Annotated in this window: 17 protein-coding genes; 6 read left to right on the plus strand and 11 right to left on the minus strand. The window is 70.9% G+C overall.

Features of this window, described 5'->3' with window-relative positions; genetic code table 11:
• Window positions 1-58: 58 nt before the first annotated feature.
• Window positions 59-664 carry a DUF6624 domain-containing protein gene (locus OG787_RS03125; protein ID WP_405534220.1) on the minus strand — a complete coding sequence of 202 codons (606 nt, stop codon included), beginning with the start codon at window positions 662-664 and terminating at the stop codon, window positions 59-61.
• 25 nt (window positions 665-689) lie between these two features.
• Window positions 690-1,109 (minus strand): ATP-binding protein, encoded by a 420-nt coding sequence (locus OG787_RS03130; RefSeq protein WP_369031090.1) that lies wholly within the window; start codon window positions 1,107-1,109, stop codon window positions 690-692.
• 292 nt (window positions 1,110-1,401) lie between these two features.
• Between OG787_RS03130 and OG787_RS03135 the strand changes: the two genes are divergently transcribed.
• A complete protein-coding gene (locus OG787_RS03135) occupies window positions 1,402-2,238 on the plus strand; it encodes an SDR family NAD(P)-dependent oxidoreductase (RefSeq protein WP_369031089.1) in 837 nt (278 codons plus the stop codon).
• A 248-nt stretch (window positions 2,239-2,486) separates the two neighbouring features.
• On the opposite strand, the gene OG787_RS03140 is transcribed toward OG787_RS03135, so the two are convergent.
• Window positions 2,487-3,929 carry a hypothetical protein gene (locus tag OG787_RS03140; RefSeq protein WP_369031088.1) on the minus strand — a complete coding sequence of 481 codons (1,443 nt, stop codon included), beginning with the start codon at window positions 3,927-3,929 and terminating at the stop codon, window positions 2,487-2,489.
• 310 nt (window positions 3,930-4,239) lie between these two features.
• Between OG787_RS03140 and OG787_RS03145 the strand changes: the two genes are divergently transcribed.
• From OG787_RS03145 to OG787_RS03165, 5 genes are all read left to right on the plus strand, one after another.
• A complete protein-coding gene (locus OG787_RS03145) occupies window positions 4,240-5,061 on the plus strand; it encodes a helix-turn-helix domain-containing protein (protein ID WP_369031087.1) in 822 nt (273 codons plus the stop codon).
• A 3-nt stretch (window positions 5,062-5,064) separates the two neighbouring features.
• On the plus strand, window positions 5,065-5,310 hold the full coding sequence (locus OG787_RS03150; protein WP_389356625.1) for a DUF397 domain-containing protein: 246 nt from the start codon (window positions 5,065-5,067) through the stop codon (window positions 5,308-5,310).
• Between the two features lie 255 nt (window positions 5,311-5,565).
• The gene (locus OG787_RS03155; RefSeq protein WP_405534221.1) at window positions 5,566-6,105 is read left to right on the plus strand and encodes a hypothetical protein; all 540 of its coding nucleotides are present in this window, start codon (window positions 5,566-5,568) and stop codon (window positions 6,103-6,105) included.
• 34 nt (window positions 6,106-6,139) lie between these two features.
• On the plus strand, window positions 6,140-6,949 hold the full coding sequence (locus OG787_RS03160; RefSeq protein WP_369031084.1) for an SAM-dependent methyltransferase: 810 nt from the start codon (window positions 6,140-6,142) through the stop codon (window positions 6,947-6,949).
• 133 nt (window positions 6,950-7,082) lie between these two features.
• Window positions 7,083-8,018, plus strand: coding sequence for an alpha/beta hydrolase fold domain-containing protein (locus OG787_RS03165; RefSeq protein ID WP_369031083.1), 936 nt, complete (start codon window positions 7,083-7,085; stop codon window positions 8,016-8,018).
• Between the two features lie 54 nt (window positions 8,019-8,072).
• Here the strand turns inward: OG787_RS03165 and OG787_RS03170 are convergent, their stop codons facing one another.
• The 8 genes from OG787_RS03170 to OG787_RS03205 all read right to left on the minus strand — a co-directional run bounded on the left by OG787_RS03170 (window position 8,073) and on the right by OG787_RS03205 (window position 16,497).
• Complete coding sequence (locus OG787_RS03170; protein WP_405534222.1) at window positions 8,073-8,981, minus strand: RNA polymerase sigma-70 factor; 909 nt, start codon at window positions 8,979-8,981, stop codon at window positions 8,073-8,075.
• 133 nt (window positions 8,982-9,114) lie between these two features.
• Complete coding sequence (locus tag OG787_RS03175) at window positions 9,115-10,314, minus strand: NAD(P)/FAD-dependent oxidoreductase (RefSeq protein WP_369031081.1); 1,200 nt, start codon at window positions 10,312-10,314, stop codon at window positions 9,115-9,117.
• A gap of 399 nt (window positions 10,315-10,713) precedes the next feature.
• Entirely contained in the window at window positions 10,714-12,051 is a 1,338-nt protein-coding gene (locus OG787_RS03180; protein WP_405534223.1) for an MFS transporter, read from the minus strand.
• A gap of 154 nt (window positions 12,052-12,205) precedes the next feature.
• A complete protein-coding gene (locus tag OG787_RS03185) occupies window positions 12,206-13,156 on the minus strand; it encodes a catechol 2,3-dioxygenase (protein WP_369031079.1) in 951 nt (316 codons plus the stop codon).
• Complete coding sequence (locus OG787_RS03190; RefSeq protein WP_405540393.1) at window positions 13,156-14,229, minus strand: 4-oxalomesaconate tautomerase; 1,074 nt, start codon at window positions 14,227-14,229, stop codon at window positions 13,156-13,158. Before OG787_RS03190 ends, OG787_RS03185 begins: the two co-directional genes overlap by 1 nt.
• Window positions 14,230-14,261: 32 nt before the next feature.
• A complete protein-coding gene (locus OG787_RS03195) occupies window positions 14,262-14,972 on the minus strand; it encodes a 4-carboxy-4-hydroxy-2-oxoadipate aldolase/oxaloacetate decarboxylase (protein WP_369031078.1) in 711 nt (236 codons plus the stop codon).
• On the minus strand, window positions 14,969-15,718 hold the full coding sequence (locus OG787_RS03200) for a PIG-L deacetylase family protein (protein ID WP_405534224.1): 750 nt from the start codon (window positions 15,716-15,718) through the stop codon (window positions 14,969-14,971). Before OG787_RS03200 ends, OG787_RS03195 begins: the two co-directional genes overlap by 4 nt.
• Before the next feature lie 128 nt (window positions 15,719-15,846).
• Complete coding sequence (locus OG787_RS03205) at window positions 15,847-16,497, minus strand: GntR family transcriptional regulator (RefSeq protein ID WP_369031076.1); 651 nt, start codon at window positions 16,495-16,497, stop codon at window positions 15,847-15,849.
• Window positions 16,498-16,584 lie beyond the last annotated feature (87 nt).

The following is a 16,584-nucleotide window of genomic DNA, read 5'->3' on the forward strand; positions in this document are numbered from 1 at the left end:
GTCCATGGCTCCTCCGTGCGCGATCGACGACCCGACCGACGCGGCCCGTGGACCGGCGTCACGTCCAGGGTGTCGCCAATTCCGGACATCCGCTGTCCGGTATTCCGCTCACGACATGCCGTAGTGCGGGCAGGTGCTCCGCCAGCGGGGCCAGGCCCACGTCCTGGCGGCGCTCCTCGACCGTCTCCGGGTGGCGGATGGGGTACGGGCAGAGGGTGCCGGCGTCGATGCGGGTGCCGTAGAACTGCGGCAGGCCCAGCTCGACCGCGCAGTGGTCGGCGATGTAGGCGTGGTGCACGGCGGGGCAGCCGCCGTCCGCCACGGCCTCGGCGATCAGATCGCGGCAGGTGAGCTGGAAGCCGAGGTCGGCGGTGTGCAGCAGGATCATCAGGGCCGCCGTGGAGGCGGGCTCACCGACCTGACCGGCCTCCGGCCAGCCGCGCCGGGCCACGGCCGCCCTGAGGGCGTCGGCGTTGGCGGCGCGGCACCGGGTGACGAAATGGCGGTTGAGGGCGGTGGGGTCCTCGCGGGCCCGGCGGGTCAGCTGCTGGTCCTCCTCGGCCCTGCGCACCAGTTCGGCGGCCAGCGCGGACCGGGCTCCCGGTGGCGGTTCGGCCGCCGGGCCTTGTGCGTTCTCGGTCTCCATCGGCGGTGCGCTCCTCATGCCGTTCTCCTGCCCCCGACAACCTTCACGTCTTCTCTCCTGTGACCAGCGAGAACCACACCTTCTTGCCCGGCATGCCCGGATCCGGCGGTGCCGTGCCCCAGTCGTCCGCGAGCGCGGCGACGATGGACAGCCCCCGGCCCGACTCCGCCGCGGTGTCGGGGGTACGTGGCCGGGGCAGCCGGGGCGAGGGGTCCGAGAGGGTGACGCGCAGTTCGTGCTCGGTGTGTTCGAGTACGAGGGCGATGGCGTCGGCCGGGCCGGCGCCCCCGTGCCGTACGGCGTTCGCGAACAGCTCGTCCGTCGCGAGGACGGCGTCGTCGAGCAGGTGCGAGAGCTGCCAGAGGGTGAGGTGCGCGGCCACCGTGCGCCGTACCCAGGCCGCGCACGAGGGGTGTGCGGGCACCGCGACCTGGAACAGGCGGGGCCTGCTGAGGGAAATCAAGGAAGCCTCACCATGTAGTTCACGTACACGTACACATCTGCGCCTGCGTCGTCCATGCGGTCCGGTCCGGTGTCGTCCACCGTCCGCCACCCGGCCCGGCACACGGAGGTGCGGCGACGGCCGGGTAAGCCAGGCGGGGATGCCGCGGGTGCCGTCATCAGGACTCCTTCCGGTGCGCCGGAGCGCCGGTGGCTGTTGTCGAAGACAACAGCACCGGGGGCCCACCGGGACAGGGAGTGCGGGGGTTGTCCGGTTGCATATGCGTAGTGGCGGGGGCGGTAGGTTCCCGTTCATGGAGTACGTGAACGAAGGCCGGGCCACCGGCTCGCGGTACCGCTCCGGCGGCCCGGCCGGGGTACGGGGCAAGAGGGTGCTGGTCACCGGGGGCACCCGGGGGCTCGGCGAGCGGATCGTGCGGCTGCTGCTCGCGGAGGGCGCACGGGTGGCGACGTGTGCGCGGGGGGAGTCCGGGCTGGCGTCACTCAGGTCCTCCCTGGACGAGGAGTCACGCGGCCGGCTGCTCACCGAGGTGCTGGACGTGGTGGAGCCCGATCGGCTGGAGGACTTCGCCAGTACTGCGACGAAACGTTTCGGCGGAGCGTTGGACGGCGTCGTCGCGTGTGTCGGGGGCTCCCGGGGCGGGCGACTCGAACGATCGGTCGCGCAGGACTGGACGGCGACCTGGGAGCTGAACGCCGGTCACACGGCGCGGCTCGTCCGGGCCGCGCTGCCGGGGCTGCGGGCGGCAGGCGGCGGCTCGGTCGTCGTGATCGCGTCGATCTCCGGCTGGAAACCGGGACCGTACGCCCAGTACGGCGTGGCCAAGGCCGCCCAGATCCACCTGGCGACCTCGCTGGCGCGCGAACTCGGCCCCGACCGCATCCGCGTGAACGCGGTCTCCCCGGGTTCGATGCTGATTCCCGGTCGCCGCTGGGACCGGATGCGGGTTGAGGAACCTGAGGCGTACGCGGCGTTCACGGCCACCGAGCTGCCCGGCGGCGAGCCGGTCACGCCGGAGGAGGTCGCGGAGGTGGTCGCGTTTCTGTTGTCCGACGCGTCGAGCGGTGTCTCGGGGGCGAATCTGCCCGTGGACCGGGGGCAGAACTCGCCTACGCCGGAAGGGTATTGAGGTAGCGGGCGCAATGGGGCCTGGCTCGAAGAGCTTGGGAAGGTGCGGCGGTTCATTTGGACGCCGGTCTTTTGAGTGTCGCGCGGTTCCTCGCGGCTCCATTGAGGTGGTTCGTTCGGCTTGGGGCCGGTGGGGGCTGGTCGCGCAGTTCCCCGCGCCCCTCAGGGGCGCGTCCGCATCCGGAGTCGGCAGGCACCCGGTGCCGATGACCGATGGCCCCAGTCCCCTTGGCCATCGCAAGGGCTCCGTTATGCCGCCGCCCCCAGTACCGGGCGTGATCTGCGGTCGAACTCCTGCACCATCGGCTCTCCGCGGTGTGGGGCCAGGCGGCCCCGGAAGTCGCGTAGGGCCTGGATCGAGCGTTCGCTGTGGACACCGCTCAGGGCGTCCAGTGCTTCCGTGGCCGTGCTCAACGCCTGGTCCAGGCGGTGTTGTTGGAGGTGGGCCGTGGCCAGTACCGAGCGGCTGATGGCCTGGCGGCGGCGGCGGTCGGCGTGGGCGCGTACGGACTGTTTCGCGGTGTTCTCCGCCTGGGCCGCCCAGCCCAGGTCCCGGAAGCACACCGCCGACTCCGCCTCCAGGTAGTGGTGGTCCAGGAAGCGCACCCAGGGTGACTCCTCGGCGCTGCCCCGGCTCGCGGCCAGTTGCTGTTCGGCCGCGTGCAGGGCGTCGGAGGTCTCGCGGGCGCGGCCGAGCGCCGCGTGTCCCCGGGCGGACATGGCATACAGGCGCATCAGGCCGAGCGGGCTGCCCGCGCCCTTTGCCGTGGCGAGGCCCGCCCGGGCCAGGCACACGCCCTCGTCGGGGCGGCCGAGGCTGGTCGCCAGGTGGGACAGGCCGGCCAGGATCTGCCCGCCGAGCACCCGGTCGCGCCCCTCGGCGCAGAGCCGCAGCCCCTGGGTCATGTAGCGCTGCGCGAGCCCGTACTCCCCCGCGTCGTACGAACTCCAGCCCGCCATCGCCGCGAGGCGGGCCGCGGCGGCGAACAGCTCGCGCAGCCGGCCCGGGGCGAGACCGCGCTGCTGGAGCATGGGGATGATCTCGGTGGACAGGTAGTGCACGATGCTGGTGCGGACCCCGCCGCCCCCGTAGTGGTTGTCCATCTCGTCGAACATGCCGATCATCGCGTGGACCTGTTCCACGGGACCGGCGGCACCCAGAGGCGCGACGGCCACCGACGCGAGGCGCACGGCGTCCCCGTCAGCCGTCCCCTCGTTCTCCAGCAGCCAGAGCAGCCACTCCCGTTGAGGGTTCGTCAGGGCTCCGGCCACGAAGGGGACCGTGCCTAGGAGGGTGCGCCGGGAGATGTCGGTGGAGCCGAGTTCCGCCAGGGTGTGCAGGGTTTCCGCCACGTCCTCGCCGTACACGAGTGCCCTGCCCACGACGGGGCGTTGCTGGTCGGGCACGAAGCCGAGGTCCGCCGGGGAGAGCGGGCGGGCCAGTCGCTCGCTCAGCACCGCGGCGATCAACTCGGGTGTGCCGCCCCGGGGCTGCTGGCCCTGGAGCCAGCGGGTGACCGACGCCTTGTCGTAGTTGGTCTCCACGCCCTGCCGACGGCCCAGTTCGTTGACACGGTGCGCGAGTGAGGCGTACGAGCAGCCGGCGTCCTTGAGCGCGGTCGCCAGTGTCTTGTTGGCTCCGCCCGCGCCCTTGCCCGGGCTTCTCGGTTGTCCGTTCGTCACGGCGGCCATCCAGGGTCTCGCAGTCTCGCAGCACGTCGGTGTGGGGCTTCGTCCCCCGTCCGGAGCTGCCGGGTCGTCAAGTTCCCGGCGGGCGTACGAGGTTCGGTGACTCCGCCGCGCCATGTGCGGCAGGTCACTCGATCACTATGGTGACCGACAGGCACAGCTCGCAACCTTCGTTCTGATAATTTCAGAATGAAGCGCAAAGGCCTGTCGGTGTCAACCGAAGACGTGGCACACTGCCCGCTGTGACGGCGGTCCCCGGAGGTCCCACGTGAGCGAGAACCGCTCAGGCGGCAGTGCCCCCACGGTCCTTCGGATGGTCCTCGGAAAGCGGCTGAGGCATCTGCGGGAGCAGGCGGGGGTGTCGTTCGAGGACGCCGCACGGGCGATCGAGGTCACGCCGTTGACGGTCCGCCGGATGGAGAAGGCCGAGGTCGGCCTCCGCATCCCCTACGTGAAGGAGCTGCTGCGCACTTACGGGGTCCTGGCCGAGGAGGTCGACGACTTCCTCAAGCTGGCCAGGGAGGCCAACAAGCCCGGCTGGTGGTACACGTACCGCGATGTGCTGCCGGACTGGTTCAGCGCCTATGTGAGCCTGGAGAGCGAAGCCACCGTCATCCGGCTCTACGAACCCCACTACGTCCCCGGCCTGTTGCAGACCCACGACTATGCCGCCGCGCTGCTGCGCATCGGCTTTCCCAACGGGAGTCCCGAGGACATCCGGCGCCGGGTCGACCTGCGGCTGAGGCGCCAGGATCTGCTCGACAAGCCCGAGGCGCCCGCCGTCTGGGCCGTACTGGACGAGACCGTGCTGCGCCGGCCCGTGGGCGGGGCCGAGGTGATGCGGGCTCAGATCGACCACCTCATCGAGGTGTTGGCGTACCCGAAGGTCCGTATCCAGATCATGCGCTTCGCCGTGGGCCCGCACCCGGGGGCCTTCGGTCCCTTCCACTACTTCCGCTTCGGCTTCTCCGAACTGCCCGACGTCGTCTACACGGAGAGCCTCGCCGGCGCGCAGTACTTCGACCAGCCCGCCGACGTCGTGATGTACCTGGAGGTACTGGACCGGATGTCCGTTCAGGCGGAGCCGGTCGCTCGGACCAGGGAGACCCTGGCAGCACTGCGTAAGGAGTTGTGAACCATGGCAACCAACGGCCCCATCCACAGCGGGATGCCCGCGTCCGAACTCGGCTCCGAGGGCTGGCACAAGCCCTGGAGCGGCACCAACGGCGGCAGCTGCGTCGAGGCCAAGCGACTGCCCGACGGCAGTGTCGCGTTCCGGCAGTCCAAGGACCCGGACGGGCCCGCGCTGGTCTACTCCCGGGACGAGATGGTGTCGTTCCTGGAGGGCGCCAAGTCCGGCCAGGCCGACTTCCTGATCGCCTGACCTGACGCACCGGCGCACTCCGTCGGCGCACGGCGCACCACCACACCCGCACAACCGGACAACCCGCACGAGCACTCCCGCCGTGCCGAGGTCCCGTACACACTGAGGGAGTTGACGCACAACCTCACGCATCACTGCGAAGACCGAAGGGAGCGGCATGCGTACGCCGCCTCGCGTCCCGGGTCCAGTCATGCCGCCCGGACGTGCCGGCCTCCCCTGCCGGGCCGCTCCCCGACGGGCCGGGACGACCCCGCGATGAACCTTCCGCAGACCACCGCGGAAGCCGTCGCCCGGTACCGCACCCTGGTCGTCGAGGGCCACGAGGGCATCCGCCGGACCCCCGTGTTCGCCGAACTGGCCCGCGCCGGCTTCCTGTTACGGCGGCCGCCGGGCGGTCTGCACCACCTCGACCCGACGCTGCCGTACCGCGAACTGCTGTCGGCACCCGGCCGGCTCGTCATCGAGGGCGGCATCATCAGGGAACTCGTGTACGGGCCGCTGCGTCGCGGACGTTCCCGGGTGACCTGGATCCAGGCACTCGACCACGCCGAAGCGGTCGCGGAACGCGACGGCGCCATGGTCCATCTCGTCGGCGGCGAGCACGGCGACGACGATTCGGAGACCGTGGCCGCGACCCTCGCGTACGCCCGGGTGTTCGGCACGCTCGCCCAGCACGTTCCCGTCGTGACGATCGACGCCGCCGAGTTGCCCGCCGAACCGGGTCGCCGCATCCGTGCACCCGCGTCCCGCCAGTCCCAACTCCGGCAATCGGCACGGCAGTTGACGGTAGGTTAGCGAAGTCCGCGCGAGGCGAGTTCAGGAGAACCCGATGACAGACGGCCGGCCCACCCCCGACCAGGAAGCACTGTCCAAGATCGACACCACGGTGCCGCACTCCGCCCGTATCTGGAACTACTGGATGGGTGGCAAGGACAACTACGAGGTCGACCGCCAGGCGGGCGACGAGTACCGCGAGATCGCCCCCAACATCGAGACGATGGCCCGGGCCTCACGCGTGTACCTGATCCGCGCGGTCACCTTCGTGGCCCGCGAGTGCGGCATCCGCCAGTTCCTCGACATCGGCACCGGCCTGCCGACGTACGACAACACGCACCAGGTGGCCCAGAAGGTGGCCCCCGAGTCGCGCATCGTCTACGTCGACAACGACCCGCTCGTCCTGCGGCACGCCCAGGCGCTACTCACCAGCACCCCCGAAGGCACCACGGACTACGTGGACTCGGATCTGCGCGAGCCCGAGAAGATCATCGAGGCGGCGAGCAGGTTCCTGGACTTCGACAAGCCGGTGGCGCTGATGCTGATGGGCATCCTCGGCCACATCCAGGACTGGGAGGAGGCCAAGTCGATCACGCACCGCCTCCAGGCCGCCCTGCCCCCGGGCAGCTATTTCGTGCACTACGACAGCACGGACACCGACGAGGAACTCAAGCGCGCCCAGCAGGGGTACGACGACACGGGCGCGGTCCCGTACGTACTGCGCAGCCCCGACAAGCTCACCGCGCTCTACGAGGGTCTGGAGCTGCTGGAGCCGGGCATCGTCTCCTGCCCGCTGTGGCGCCCGGAGCCCGGCACCTCGCCGGAGCCGACGGACGTGTACGGGGGGATCGCCTACAAGGCGTAGGGACTGTCCGGCGGACGGCGCCCGGGCGAGTTCCCGGTCGACCGGGCGGCTTCCGCTGTACCGGACGGTCGTGTTTAATGTCAGCCTGTCGATCGACAGGATTCCTGGCAATAGCCCGACCGATCGGAACCGCATGTCCCTCCTGGCCCGGCCTGCGGTGGCCTCCCTCATCGCCAAGACTATGCAACGTCTCGTCACGCTCGCGGAGCGACGGACCAGTGGACGGGGCACCACTGCCGCCGCCCACGCCCGGCTTCCCGAATTCCCGCGCGACACCAGCGAGTTGACGGTCCCTTCGTCGATCGCCCCCGCCCGGGTCACGGTCTACCGGCCCGTGACCGAGGACCCGGCCCCGCCGGTCCACGTCAACTTCCACGGCGGCGGCTTCATCATGGCCGTCACGGAGACGGACGACGCCTTCTGCCGTGCCGTCGCCTCGCTGGCGGGCGTGGTCGTCGTCAACGTCGACTACGTCGTCGCTCCGCAGTACCCGTTCCCGGCCCCGCCCCGGCAGGCGTACGAAGTGGTCCGGTGGATCGCCGAGCACGGCGCCGAACACGGCTGGGACGGCACCCGGCTCACCGTCGGCGGGCAGAGCGCGGGCGGCGGTCTCGCGGCGGCCGTGGCACGCCAGGCCCTGGAGGAGGGCGGCCCCTCGATCGCGCTCCAGGTCCTGCACTACGCGCCGCTCGACCTCGCGACCCCCGCGAAGGACAAGCGGGCGGCGATCGCCAAGCCGATGCTGCGCCCGTGGATGGGCGAGGTGTTCGACAGCGCGTACGTCCCGGACCCGCGCGAGCGCGCCGACCGGCTGGTCTCCCCCGCCCACCCGAAGGAGACCGCGGACCTCAAGGGCATCGCCCCGGCCGTGATCGTCACGGCCGCGCACGACCGCCTCCTCGCGGAGAACGTGCGCTACGCCGAGCGGCTGCGACAGGTGGGCTCGCTGGTCGAGCACCATGACGTGGCGGGCGTCGACCACGGCTACGACCTCAACGACGACGAGAAGGCCCGGGAGATCTACGCCTTCATCGCCCGGCACGTACGGCAGGCCACGGCCGGCGACTGACGCCCCCGCCAGTGACCCGCCGTGACGCATCGACGTTCGCCTCGTCCATCGCGTTCATCGCAGGGTGAGTGGGGTCTCCGTCTCCGCGCGGGTCAGTTTCTCGGGGTTGCGGACGTAGTAGAGGCCGGTGACGCGCGCGTTCTCGATGCTCAGCGCCAGGATCCCGTCGAGTTCGCCGTCCAGGTGTACGGCGAGTGCCGTGCTGCCGTTGACGACGGTCGGGGCGACGGCGACCGGGCTCGTGTTCTTGCCGAGCGCGCCGACCAGGAAGCGGGCCACCTTCTCGGCGCCGTTGATCGGGCGTAGCGCGGCCTGCTTGATGCCGCCGCCGTCGTTGACCATGACGACGTCCGGAGCGAGTACGTCGAGGAGGGTCTGCGGATCCCCGGTCTCCAGTACGCGCTGGAACGACTCCAGGACCGCCCGGCTCTCGTCGGGCGAGACCACCCGGCGGGGGCGGCGGGCGTCGACATGGCGGCGGGCGCGGTGGGCGATCTGCCGGACGGTCGTGGGGGTCTTGTCGACGGCGGCGGCGATCTCGTCGTAACCGGTGTCGAAGACCTCGCGCAGGACGAAGACGGCGCGTTCGGTCGGGGAGAGGGTTTCGAGGACGAGCATCAGGGCCATGGAGACGCTCTCGGCGAGTTCGACGTCCTCGGCGACGTCCGGCGCGGTCAGCAGCGGTTCGGGCAGCCACTGGCCCACGTAGGCCTCCTTGCGGCGGTTCATGGTACGCAGCCGGTTGAGGGCCTGGCGGGTGGTGATCCGGACCAGGTAGGCGCGCTGGTCTCTGACCTGTGCGAGGTCGACCTTGACCCAGCGCAGCCAGGTCTCCTGGAGAACGTCCTCCGCGTCGGCCGCCGAGCCGAGCATCTCGTAGGCGACGGTGAAGAGCAGGTTGCGGTGGGCGACGAACGTCTCGGTCGCCGGGTCGGTCTCATCGGTGCTCGGGCGTGCGTCCACGACATGGTCCTCTTCGTCTTCGTCGACAGCCGAAAGTCGACAGTCAACAGCCGTTTCGTCGACAGGGAGACGTTGCCCGGCCTCCGAATGTGACACGCCGGGCTCTGGCTCCGGCTCCGGCTCCGGCTCCGGTTCAGGCCGCCCGCTCGGCGGTGGTCCGCTTCTGGCCGAGTTCGCTCTGGAGCAGTTCGCGGCGCTTGGCGTCCTTGGTCCACCATGTGCGCGCGCCGGGCTTGCGGGCCTCGTACGACAGCTGCCAGGGGATGCTCCTGCAGATGAGTTCCTTGACCTTGGCGCCCGGCAGGCCGCCGATGTAGTACTTCCTGGCGGTGTCGTCCTTGGTCATGACCTGGAAGATGCCGGCGCGGCGCCCCAGGCTGATGCAGGTGCCGACGAAACCCACCTCGACGGGCACCGGCTGCTCCCCCGCGATCCGGCTCAGCACCGTCTCGGCGGCCTGCGGGCCCAGTTGGACCGCGGCCTGGCAGCTCATCCGGAACGGCAGGTCCGAGGGGGCCGCCGAGTCCCCGGCCGCGACGATGCGTGTGTCGTCCACGCTCGTCAGCGTGTCGTCCGTGATCAGGCGGCCCAGGGCGTCGGTGCGCAGTCCGCTGCGGGCGGCGAGGTCCGGTACGCCGAAACCGGCGGTCCAGATCGTCACCGCGCTGGACAGTTCGCGGCCGTCGGCGAGCCGTACGGCGTCACGGGTCACCGCCGTGACCTTCGTGTCGGGGCCGTCGAGCACGGTCACCCCGAGGGCGGTGAGCCGCTCGGCCACCGAGCGCCGTCCTCGCGGGTGCAGGGACGGGCCGAGCGGGCCGCCGCACACGAGAGTCACGGTGCGGCCCTGCTCGGCCAGCTCGGCGGCGGTCTCGATACCGGTCGGCCCGCCGCCGACGACGGTCACCGGTGCCGTGACGGCCTCGGCGTCGAGGACCGGCCGCAGCCGCTGCGCCTCCTCCAGACCGGCGATCGGGTAGGCGAACTCGGCGGCGCCGGGCACGCTCGGGGCGGCGCTGCCGCTGCCGACCGCGTAGACGAGGTGGTCGTAGCCGACCGTGCCACCGCTCACCAGCGTCACGGCACACCCGGCCGCGTCGATCCGTGCCACGGTGTCCACCACCAGGCGAACCTTCTCGGCGAGAACCTTCCGGTAGTCGACGACCGCCTCGCCGGTGCCGCCCACCATCTGGTGCAGGCGGATCCGGTCGACGAAGGACGGGCGCGGGTTGATCAGGGTGACGCTCACGTCGGCGCGCTGCGTGAGCCGGTTGGCCGCCATGACGCCCGCGTACCCGCCGCCGATCACTACGACCTCGATGTTCCCGGTCATGGTGTCTCTCCTCCGTTGGAACGGCACCCCTTCGAAGGGGGTTCGGCCACAAGACACCGGTCGACGGAGGGCTGTGACAGGTGGGCGCAGAATTTCTTTCGCCCCCGCCGCCCCTACCCGTCCCATCCCTGGGGACTGCCGCCCCCAGACCCCCGCTGTCGGCCTGAACGGCCTCGTCCTCAAACGCCGGACGGGCTGGATGGTGGCGGTCGGTGCTGAAGTGCCAGCCCATCCTCTTCCCCGCCCGCTCATGTTCGCCGCACTTCAGCGCCGGCCGGGGCATTTCAGCCTGTCCGGCGTTTGAGGACGAGCGCGTTCAGCGCGACAGCGGGGGTCTGGGGGCGGCAGCCCCCAGGGATGGGAACGGGTAGGGGCGGCGGGGGCGAGAAATACTCCCGCTCAGCCCGCCGCCGACAGTTCCTCCTCCCGCTTCACCGACGCCCCCTCCCGCACCCCACCCGATCCCGTCAGCGCGACGAACACCGTCGCCAGCACCGCCGCGATGGCGAACGCGGTGAACCCCCAGGTCTCCGACCCGCTCGCCACGAGCCGGCCCCCGAGCCACGGCCCGAACACCGCGCCGAAGCGGCCGATGCCGGACACCCAGCCCACCGCCGTCGCCCGGTTGGCGTCGGTCGAGCGGCCCGCCACCGTCGCGTAGATCATGGCCTGGGCGCTGAAGAGGAACATGCCGGTGAGGAAGACCACGGTGTACGTGAGCGGCAGCGCCATGTGGACACCCAGGAGGTAGACGCCCACTGCCGTGCCCGCGAACCAGATCGTGGCGACACGGGCGGAGCCGTAGCGGTCGGAGCAGCGGCCGGCGACCAGCATGCCCACGATGCCGCCGAGGTTGATGACGATCAGGAAGGAGAGGGAGGAGCCCAGTTCGTAGCCCGCGCCGCGCATCATCGTCGGCAGCCAGTTGCTGACCCCGTAGACGAGCAGCAGGCCGCAGAAGGAGGCCAGCCAGAACAGGGCCGTCGTACGCCACAGGTTGCCGCGGAACAGGGCCGCCACCGCGCTCCAGCGGTCCCCGGCGGCGGAGCGGTCGGGCGCGGCGGCGGGCAGTTCGACGTCGTAGCGGTCGGCGAGGGCCCGGGCCTCCTCGATACGCCCCTTGGCGATCAGGAAGCGCATCGACTCGGGCAGGTACTTCGCGACCAGCGGGACCCCGATCAGGAGCGGGATGACGCAGATCCAGTAGGCGACCCGCCAGCCGTCGGGGCCGCTCGTCCACAGGCCCAGGAAGCCCGCCATGATGCCGCCGGCCTGGTGCGCGGTCATCAGCGTGCCGACGATCAGGGCGCCCCGGCCGCGCGGGGCGTACTCGGAGACCATCGTGATCGTCGTGGGGAGAAGGCCACCGAGGCCAAGGCCGGCGATGAAGCGGCCGAGGCCGAACACCTCGACGCCGGCGGCGACCGCGCACAGGGCGGATGCCAGCGAGAACACGGTGGTGCAGGTGAGGATGACCTTCTTGCGGCCGATCCAGTCGGTGACCGTGCCCGCGGACAGGGCGCCGATCAGCATGCCGAAGGTGGCGTAGCTGCCCAGGTCGCCGGCCTGGGCGGGGACGAGTCCGAGGGCCTTGTGCTCCAGCATGTGGGGCAGTTCGGCGCCGTAGACGAACATGTCGAGGCCGTCGAAGAAGACGACCAGCCAGCACAGGCCGACGACGAGCACGGCCAGTCTGCCGCCGCGAGCGGGCGGGGCGGATGCGGGGGACGGAGACATCGTTGTTTCCTATCGGGAACGGCACACGGGGATGAGATGCGCTCGACCGTAGGGAGCCGTCGCAGGAGTGTCAACGTTTTTGTCAACAATCTCAGGTACGGCGTGGGCCCGCCGTGGTCGGTCATGGCCCGCGCCGCAGGTGGGAGCGTCGGCGTCAGTCGAGCGGAGGCGTTCCGTGCGTATGGAACGACTCGATGGTCTTCAGACCCCACGCCTGGCCCTTGGCCCGCTCCGCCTGGGTCCAGGTGATCAGCGGCCAGTCGGGGGCGAGCACCAGCCGGGTCAGCGGATTGCACAGCTCGATCCGGTTGCCGCCGGGCTCGTAGACGTACAGGAAGAACGTCTGCTGGATGGCGTGCTTGTGCGGGCCGGTCTCGATGTGCACGCCGTTGTCCAGGCACAGGTCGGCGGCGCGCAGGATGTCCTCACGGGTGTCCGTGGCGAACGCGATGTGGTGCAGACGGCCGTTGGAGCCGGACCAGTCCTCCGTGTAGACGATGTCGTACGACTTGTTGGTGAACGTCAGCCACTGCGCTGCCAGGCGTCCTTCGTCGAGGACGATCTGTTCGGTGGGGCGGGCGCCGAGGACGTGCTGGACGAAGCCGACGTTCGAATCGACCGCGGCGGCGAGGAAGTTGACGTGGTCGAGGCGGCGTACGCCGACGCCCGTCGCGGGCTTGGCCTGCGGCTGGTTCTTGAGGCCGGGCCGCAGCTCGGGCGGCGCCTCGTACCACTCGCTCTCCCAGTACAGGGCGTACTCGTGGCCGTCGGGGTCGGTGGTGACGTAGAGCGGGCCGAGGCCGGGCTCGTCCTCGACCCAGCGGCCGGGGCGGCCGGCGTTCTCGGTCTCCTTGACCCGGCGTTGCAGGGCCTCCTCGCTGGAGGCGCGCAGGGCGGTGCGGCGGATGCCGGAGGTCGAGTGGGCGGTGAGGGTGAGGCTGTGGTGCTCGTAGTCGTCCCAGGTCCTCAAGTACACCGAGTCGCCGGAGCGGCCGTTCTCGGTGAGGCCGAGGATCGTGGTGAAGAACCGGACGCTGGCGTCCAGGTCGGGGGTGAGGAGTTCGACATGGCCGAGGTGGGCGATGTCGCCGAGCGGCGGGGTCATCAGCGGCTCCTGACGGGGAGGGGGACGGCGGGGCGGGGGAAGACCGTGCCGTCGAAGATCTTGCGGGCGGTACGGACGACGGCCGTGCGGTGCGCGACCGGGGTGGGGCCGTCGGTGTCGACGACGGAGACGACGGTTTCGACGTCCAGGAATCCGGTGGGGTGTTCGATGCGCAGCGGGGCGTCGTCGTGGGCGGGGAGACGTGCCACGCCCTCCCCGACGGCACCGGGTATGAGCAGCCCGGCGGCGACGCTCGCGGCACCCAGTACGCCGATCGCCGTGTGGCAGCGGACCGGGATGAAGGTGCGGGTCATGACTGCGCCGCCGTGCACGGGCGGGGCGAGCAGGCTGAGCTTGGGCACGGTCGTCGCGGAGACATCCCCGAGGCCCATCAACTTGCCCGCCTCCAGGCGGATTTCACGCAGCCGTTCGTTGAGGGTGACGTTCTCCTCCAGGTCCCCCGGATCCTCGTAACCGGTGACGCCGAGGGCGGAGGCGGCGATCATCACGGTCGGCATGCCGTTGTCGACGCAGGTCACCGGTGTGTCGGCGACGGTGTCCCGGACCCGGCCGGTCGGCAGCAGGGGTCCGCTCCCCCGCCCGAACCCGATCGTCACCGGAGCGGCGCCGCCGGGCACACCGGAGATCTCGGTCGTGCCCTCGTAGACGACACGCCCCTCTGCCGTGGGGAAGGTCGCGGTGGCGTGGTCGCCGCTGTTGACCATGCGGATGCGTACGGAGGTCAACTCCCCGTCGGCCGCGACCAGTCCGCGTTCCACGGCGAACGGGCCGACTCCAGCGAGGAGGTTCCCGCAGTTCTGACGGTCGCTCACCTCCGGTTCCTCGACGCCGACTTGGAGGAACAGATAGTCCACGTCGGCCTGTTCGTCGTCCGAGCGGGAGACGACGGCCACCTTGCTGGTGAGGGGGTGCGCTCCGCCGAGGCCGTCGATCTGGCGGGGGTCGGGGCTGCCCATGACCCGCAGCAGCAGATCGTCGCGGGCGGCGGGGTCGTCCGGCAGGTCCTCGGCGAGGAAGTAGGCGCCCTTGGAGGTGCCGCCCCGCATCAGCATGCAGCGCAGCTCCTCCCCCGGGCCGCCCGCACTCACGAGTCCGCTCCGCCGCGGACGTACTCCTCGTACGACCGGTACGTGACCCCCAGCCGTACGAGCGTCTCGCGCAGCCCGTACCGGTCCAGGCCCAACTGGCCGTCGGCGAAGGCCAGTCGGGACGCCTCCTCCTTCGCGATGCGGGCCTCGGACGCCTTGACGGCCTCGGCCGAGCGGAGCCGGGGGACGACCATCACGCCGTCGTCGTCGGCGATGATCACGTCACCGGGGTGGATCTGCTGGCCGCCCACGACGATCGGGACGTTCACCGAGCCGCCCGTCGCCTTGACCGTGCCCTGTGCGGACACCGCGGCCGACCAGACGGGGAAGTCCATGGCGCGCAGTTCGGCGGTGTCGCGGACGCCGGTGTTGATGACCAGGCCGCGTACGCCCCGGTGCCGGAGTGCGGTGGCGAACAGTTCGCCGAACAGGCCGTCCGTGCACGGGGAGGTGGTGGTGACGACCAGGAGGTCGCCCTCGGCGCACTGTTCGACGGCCGCGTGGATCATGAGGTTGTCGCCGGGCCAGCACAGCGCGGTGACGGCGGTGCCCGCGATGCGGACGTCCTGCTGGATCGGGCGCAGGGCCGGGCCGAGGAGGCCGGTGCGGCCCAGGGCCTCGTGGACGGTGGCCACGCCGTGGCGGGCCAGCTCCTCGACGTCCGCGGCGGCTGCGCGCGGCGGGTTGGTGACGATGACGCCGCTCATGCCAGTTCTCCCGTGACCTGCGGGTAGGGACGCATATATGCCTCGCCGTAAGTGGTGTGCGGGAGGCCGAGGTTGGGGCCGGCGTTCCGCTTGAGCTGGACTCCGCGCCGCTTGGCGAGGTCCGTGTAGTAGTCCCACAGGTGCTGCTGGGCGGACAGGCACTCCATGGCCTTGCGCTTGGTGTCGAACACCTCGGTGATGTCGAGCAGCACCTGCGGGGTGAAGTCGCACATCTCCGGCTGATGGGGTTCGAAGAAGAACACCGGGGGCGCGCCCAGGACTTCGCCGGGGGCCGGGTAGCCGATGGCCTGGGCGAGGATCCGCGCGTCCAGGGCCATCCGGGCGGCGGCCGGGTGGTCGGCGTTGTAGGGGTCGGCGAGCGGGTGGGTGAGGACCACGTCGGGCTGGGTGTCCCGGTAGATCCCCACCAGCCGGTCGGTCAGCTCGGGGGTGGCGAGGAGGGGGTAGTCGCCGGCGTCGAGGAAACGGACCTCGGCGCCGAGCGCGGCGGCGGCCTGCTCGGCCTCGGTCCGGCGTATCCCCTTGATCTCCTCCAGCGACCTGCCCTCCCGCCAGGCCTTGGCGGACTCGCCGCGTTCCCCGTACGACAGGCAGGCGATGACGACCTTCTCGCCACGGGAGGCCGCCAGGGCGATGGCACCTCCCGCCCGCCAGACGAAGTCACCGGCATGGGCGCTGATCACCAGCGTCGAGCGAGCGGCTGCGGGCACCGCACCATGTGTCATTGCAGAAATCTCCTTGGTGGACAGGTCGTTCGGCCCACCTCGGCGGCGTCATCCGCGTGACGTGTCATCCGTGCGGCGCGTTGTTCGCACAACACGCCGCCCGTGCGGCACGTCCTTCGCGCGACACGCTATTCGCGCAACGCGGCGATCACGCTCGTGAGATGGGCGCGAGCGGCCGCTTCGGCCGCCTGCGGGTCCCTGGCCGTGATCGTCTCGACCATGGCCAGGTGTTCACCCAGGGACTGCTGGGGACGCCCCGGTCGCAGCGCGAGCTGGAAACGGTGGCGCACCAACTGGGCGTTGAGCTTCTCCAGCAGTTCCACGGCCGTCTGCTGGCCGGAGAACCGTCTGATCCGGGCGTGCAGATCCTGGTTGAGTTCGGAGTACGTGACCGGCTCACCGTCGGCGACGGCCTTGGCCATCGCCTCGCCGATGCCGGTCAGTTGGGCCAGTTGGTCGTCGGTTGCCGCGACGGCCGCCTTGGCCGCGCACAGCCCTTCGAGGACCATCCGGCACTCGGTGATGGCGACCGCCTCCTCCACGGTCACCACCCGCACCCGCGAGCCACGGTTGCGGATCCGCTCGACGAGTCCCTCCGACTCCAGCTCGATCAGCGCCGCCCGGACGCTGGCCCGTGTCACACCGAACTGCTCGGCGAGTTCGTTCTCCACCAGCCGCTGGGCCGGTGCCATGTCGCCGCGCAGGATCGCCTGCCGCAGCCGCTCCAACGCGTGCTGCTTGGCCTGCTCTCCGGTGCCTGGACGGGCTTGTTTCGGCATGTGCCCTCCTGAGTGAGTGCCTGTCGACGCTAAATCTAGACGGACAACATTGTCAACAATATTGTTCTCCATATTCGCGCACAGTCG

Origin of the sequence: Streptomyces sp. NBC_00075 (assembly GCF_045041225.1) — a bacterium.
Classification (GTDB): Bacteria; Actinomycetota; Actinomycetes; order Streptomycetales; family Streptomycetaceae; genus Streptomyces; species Streptomyces adonidis.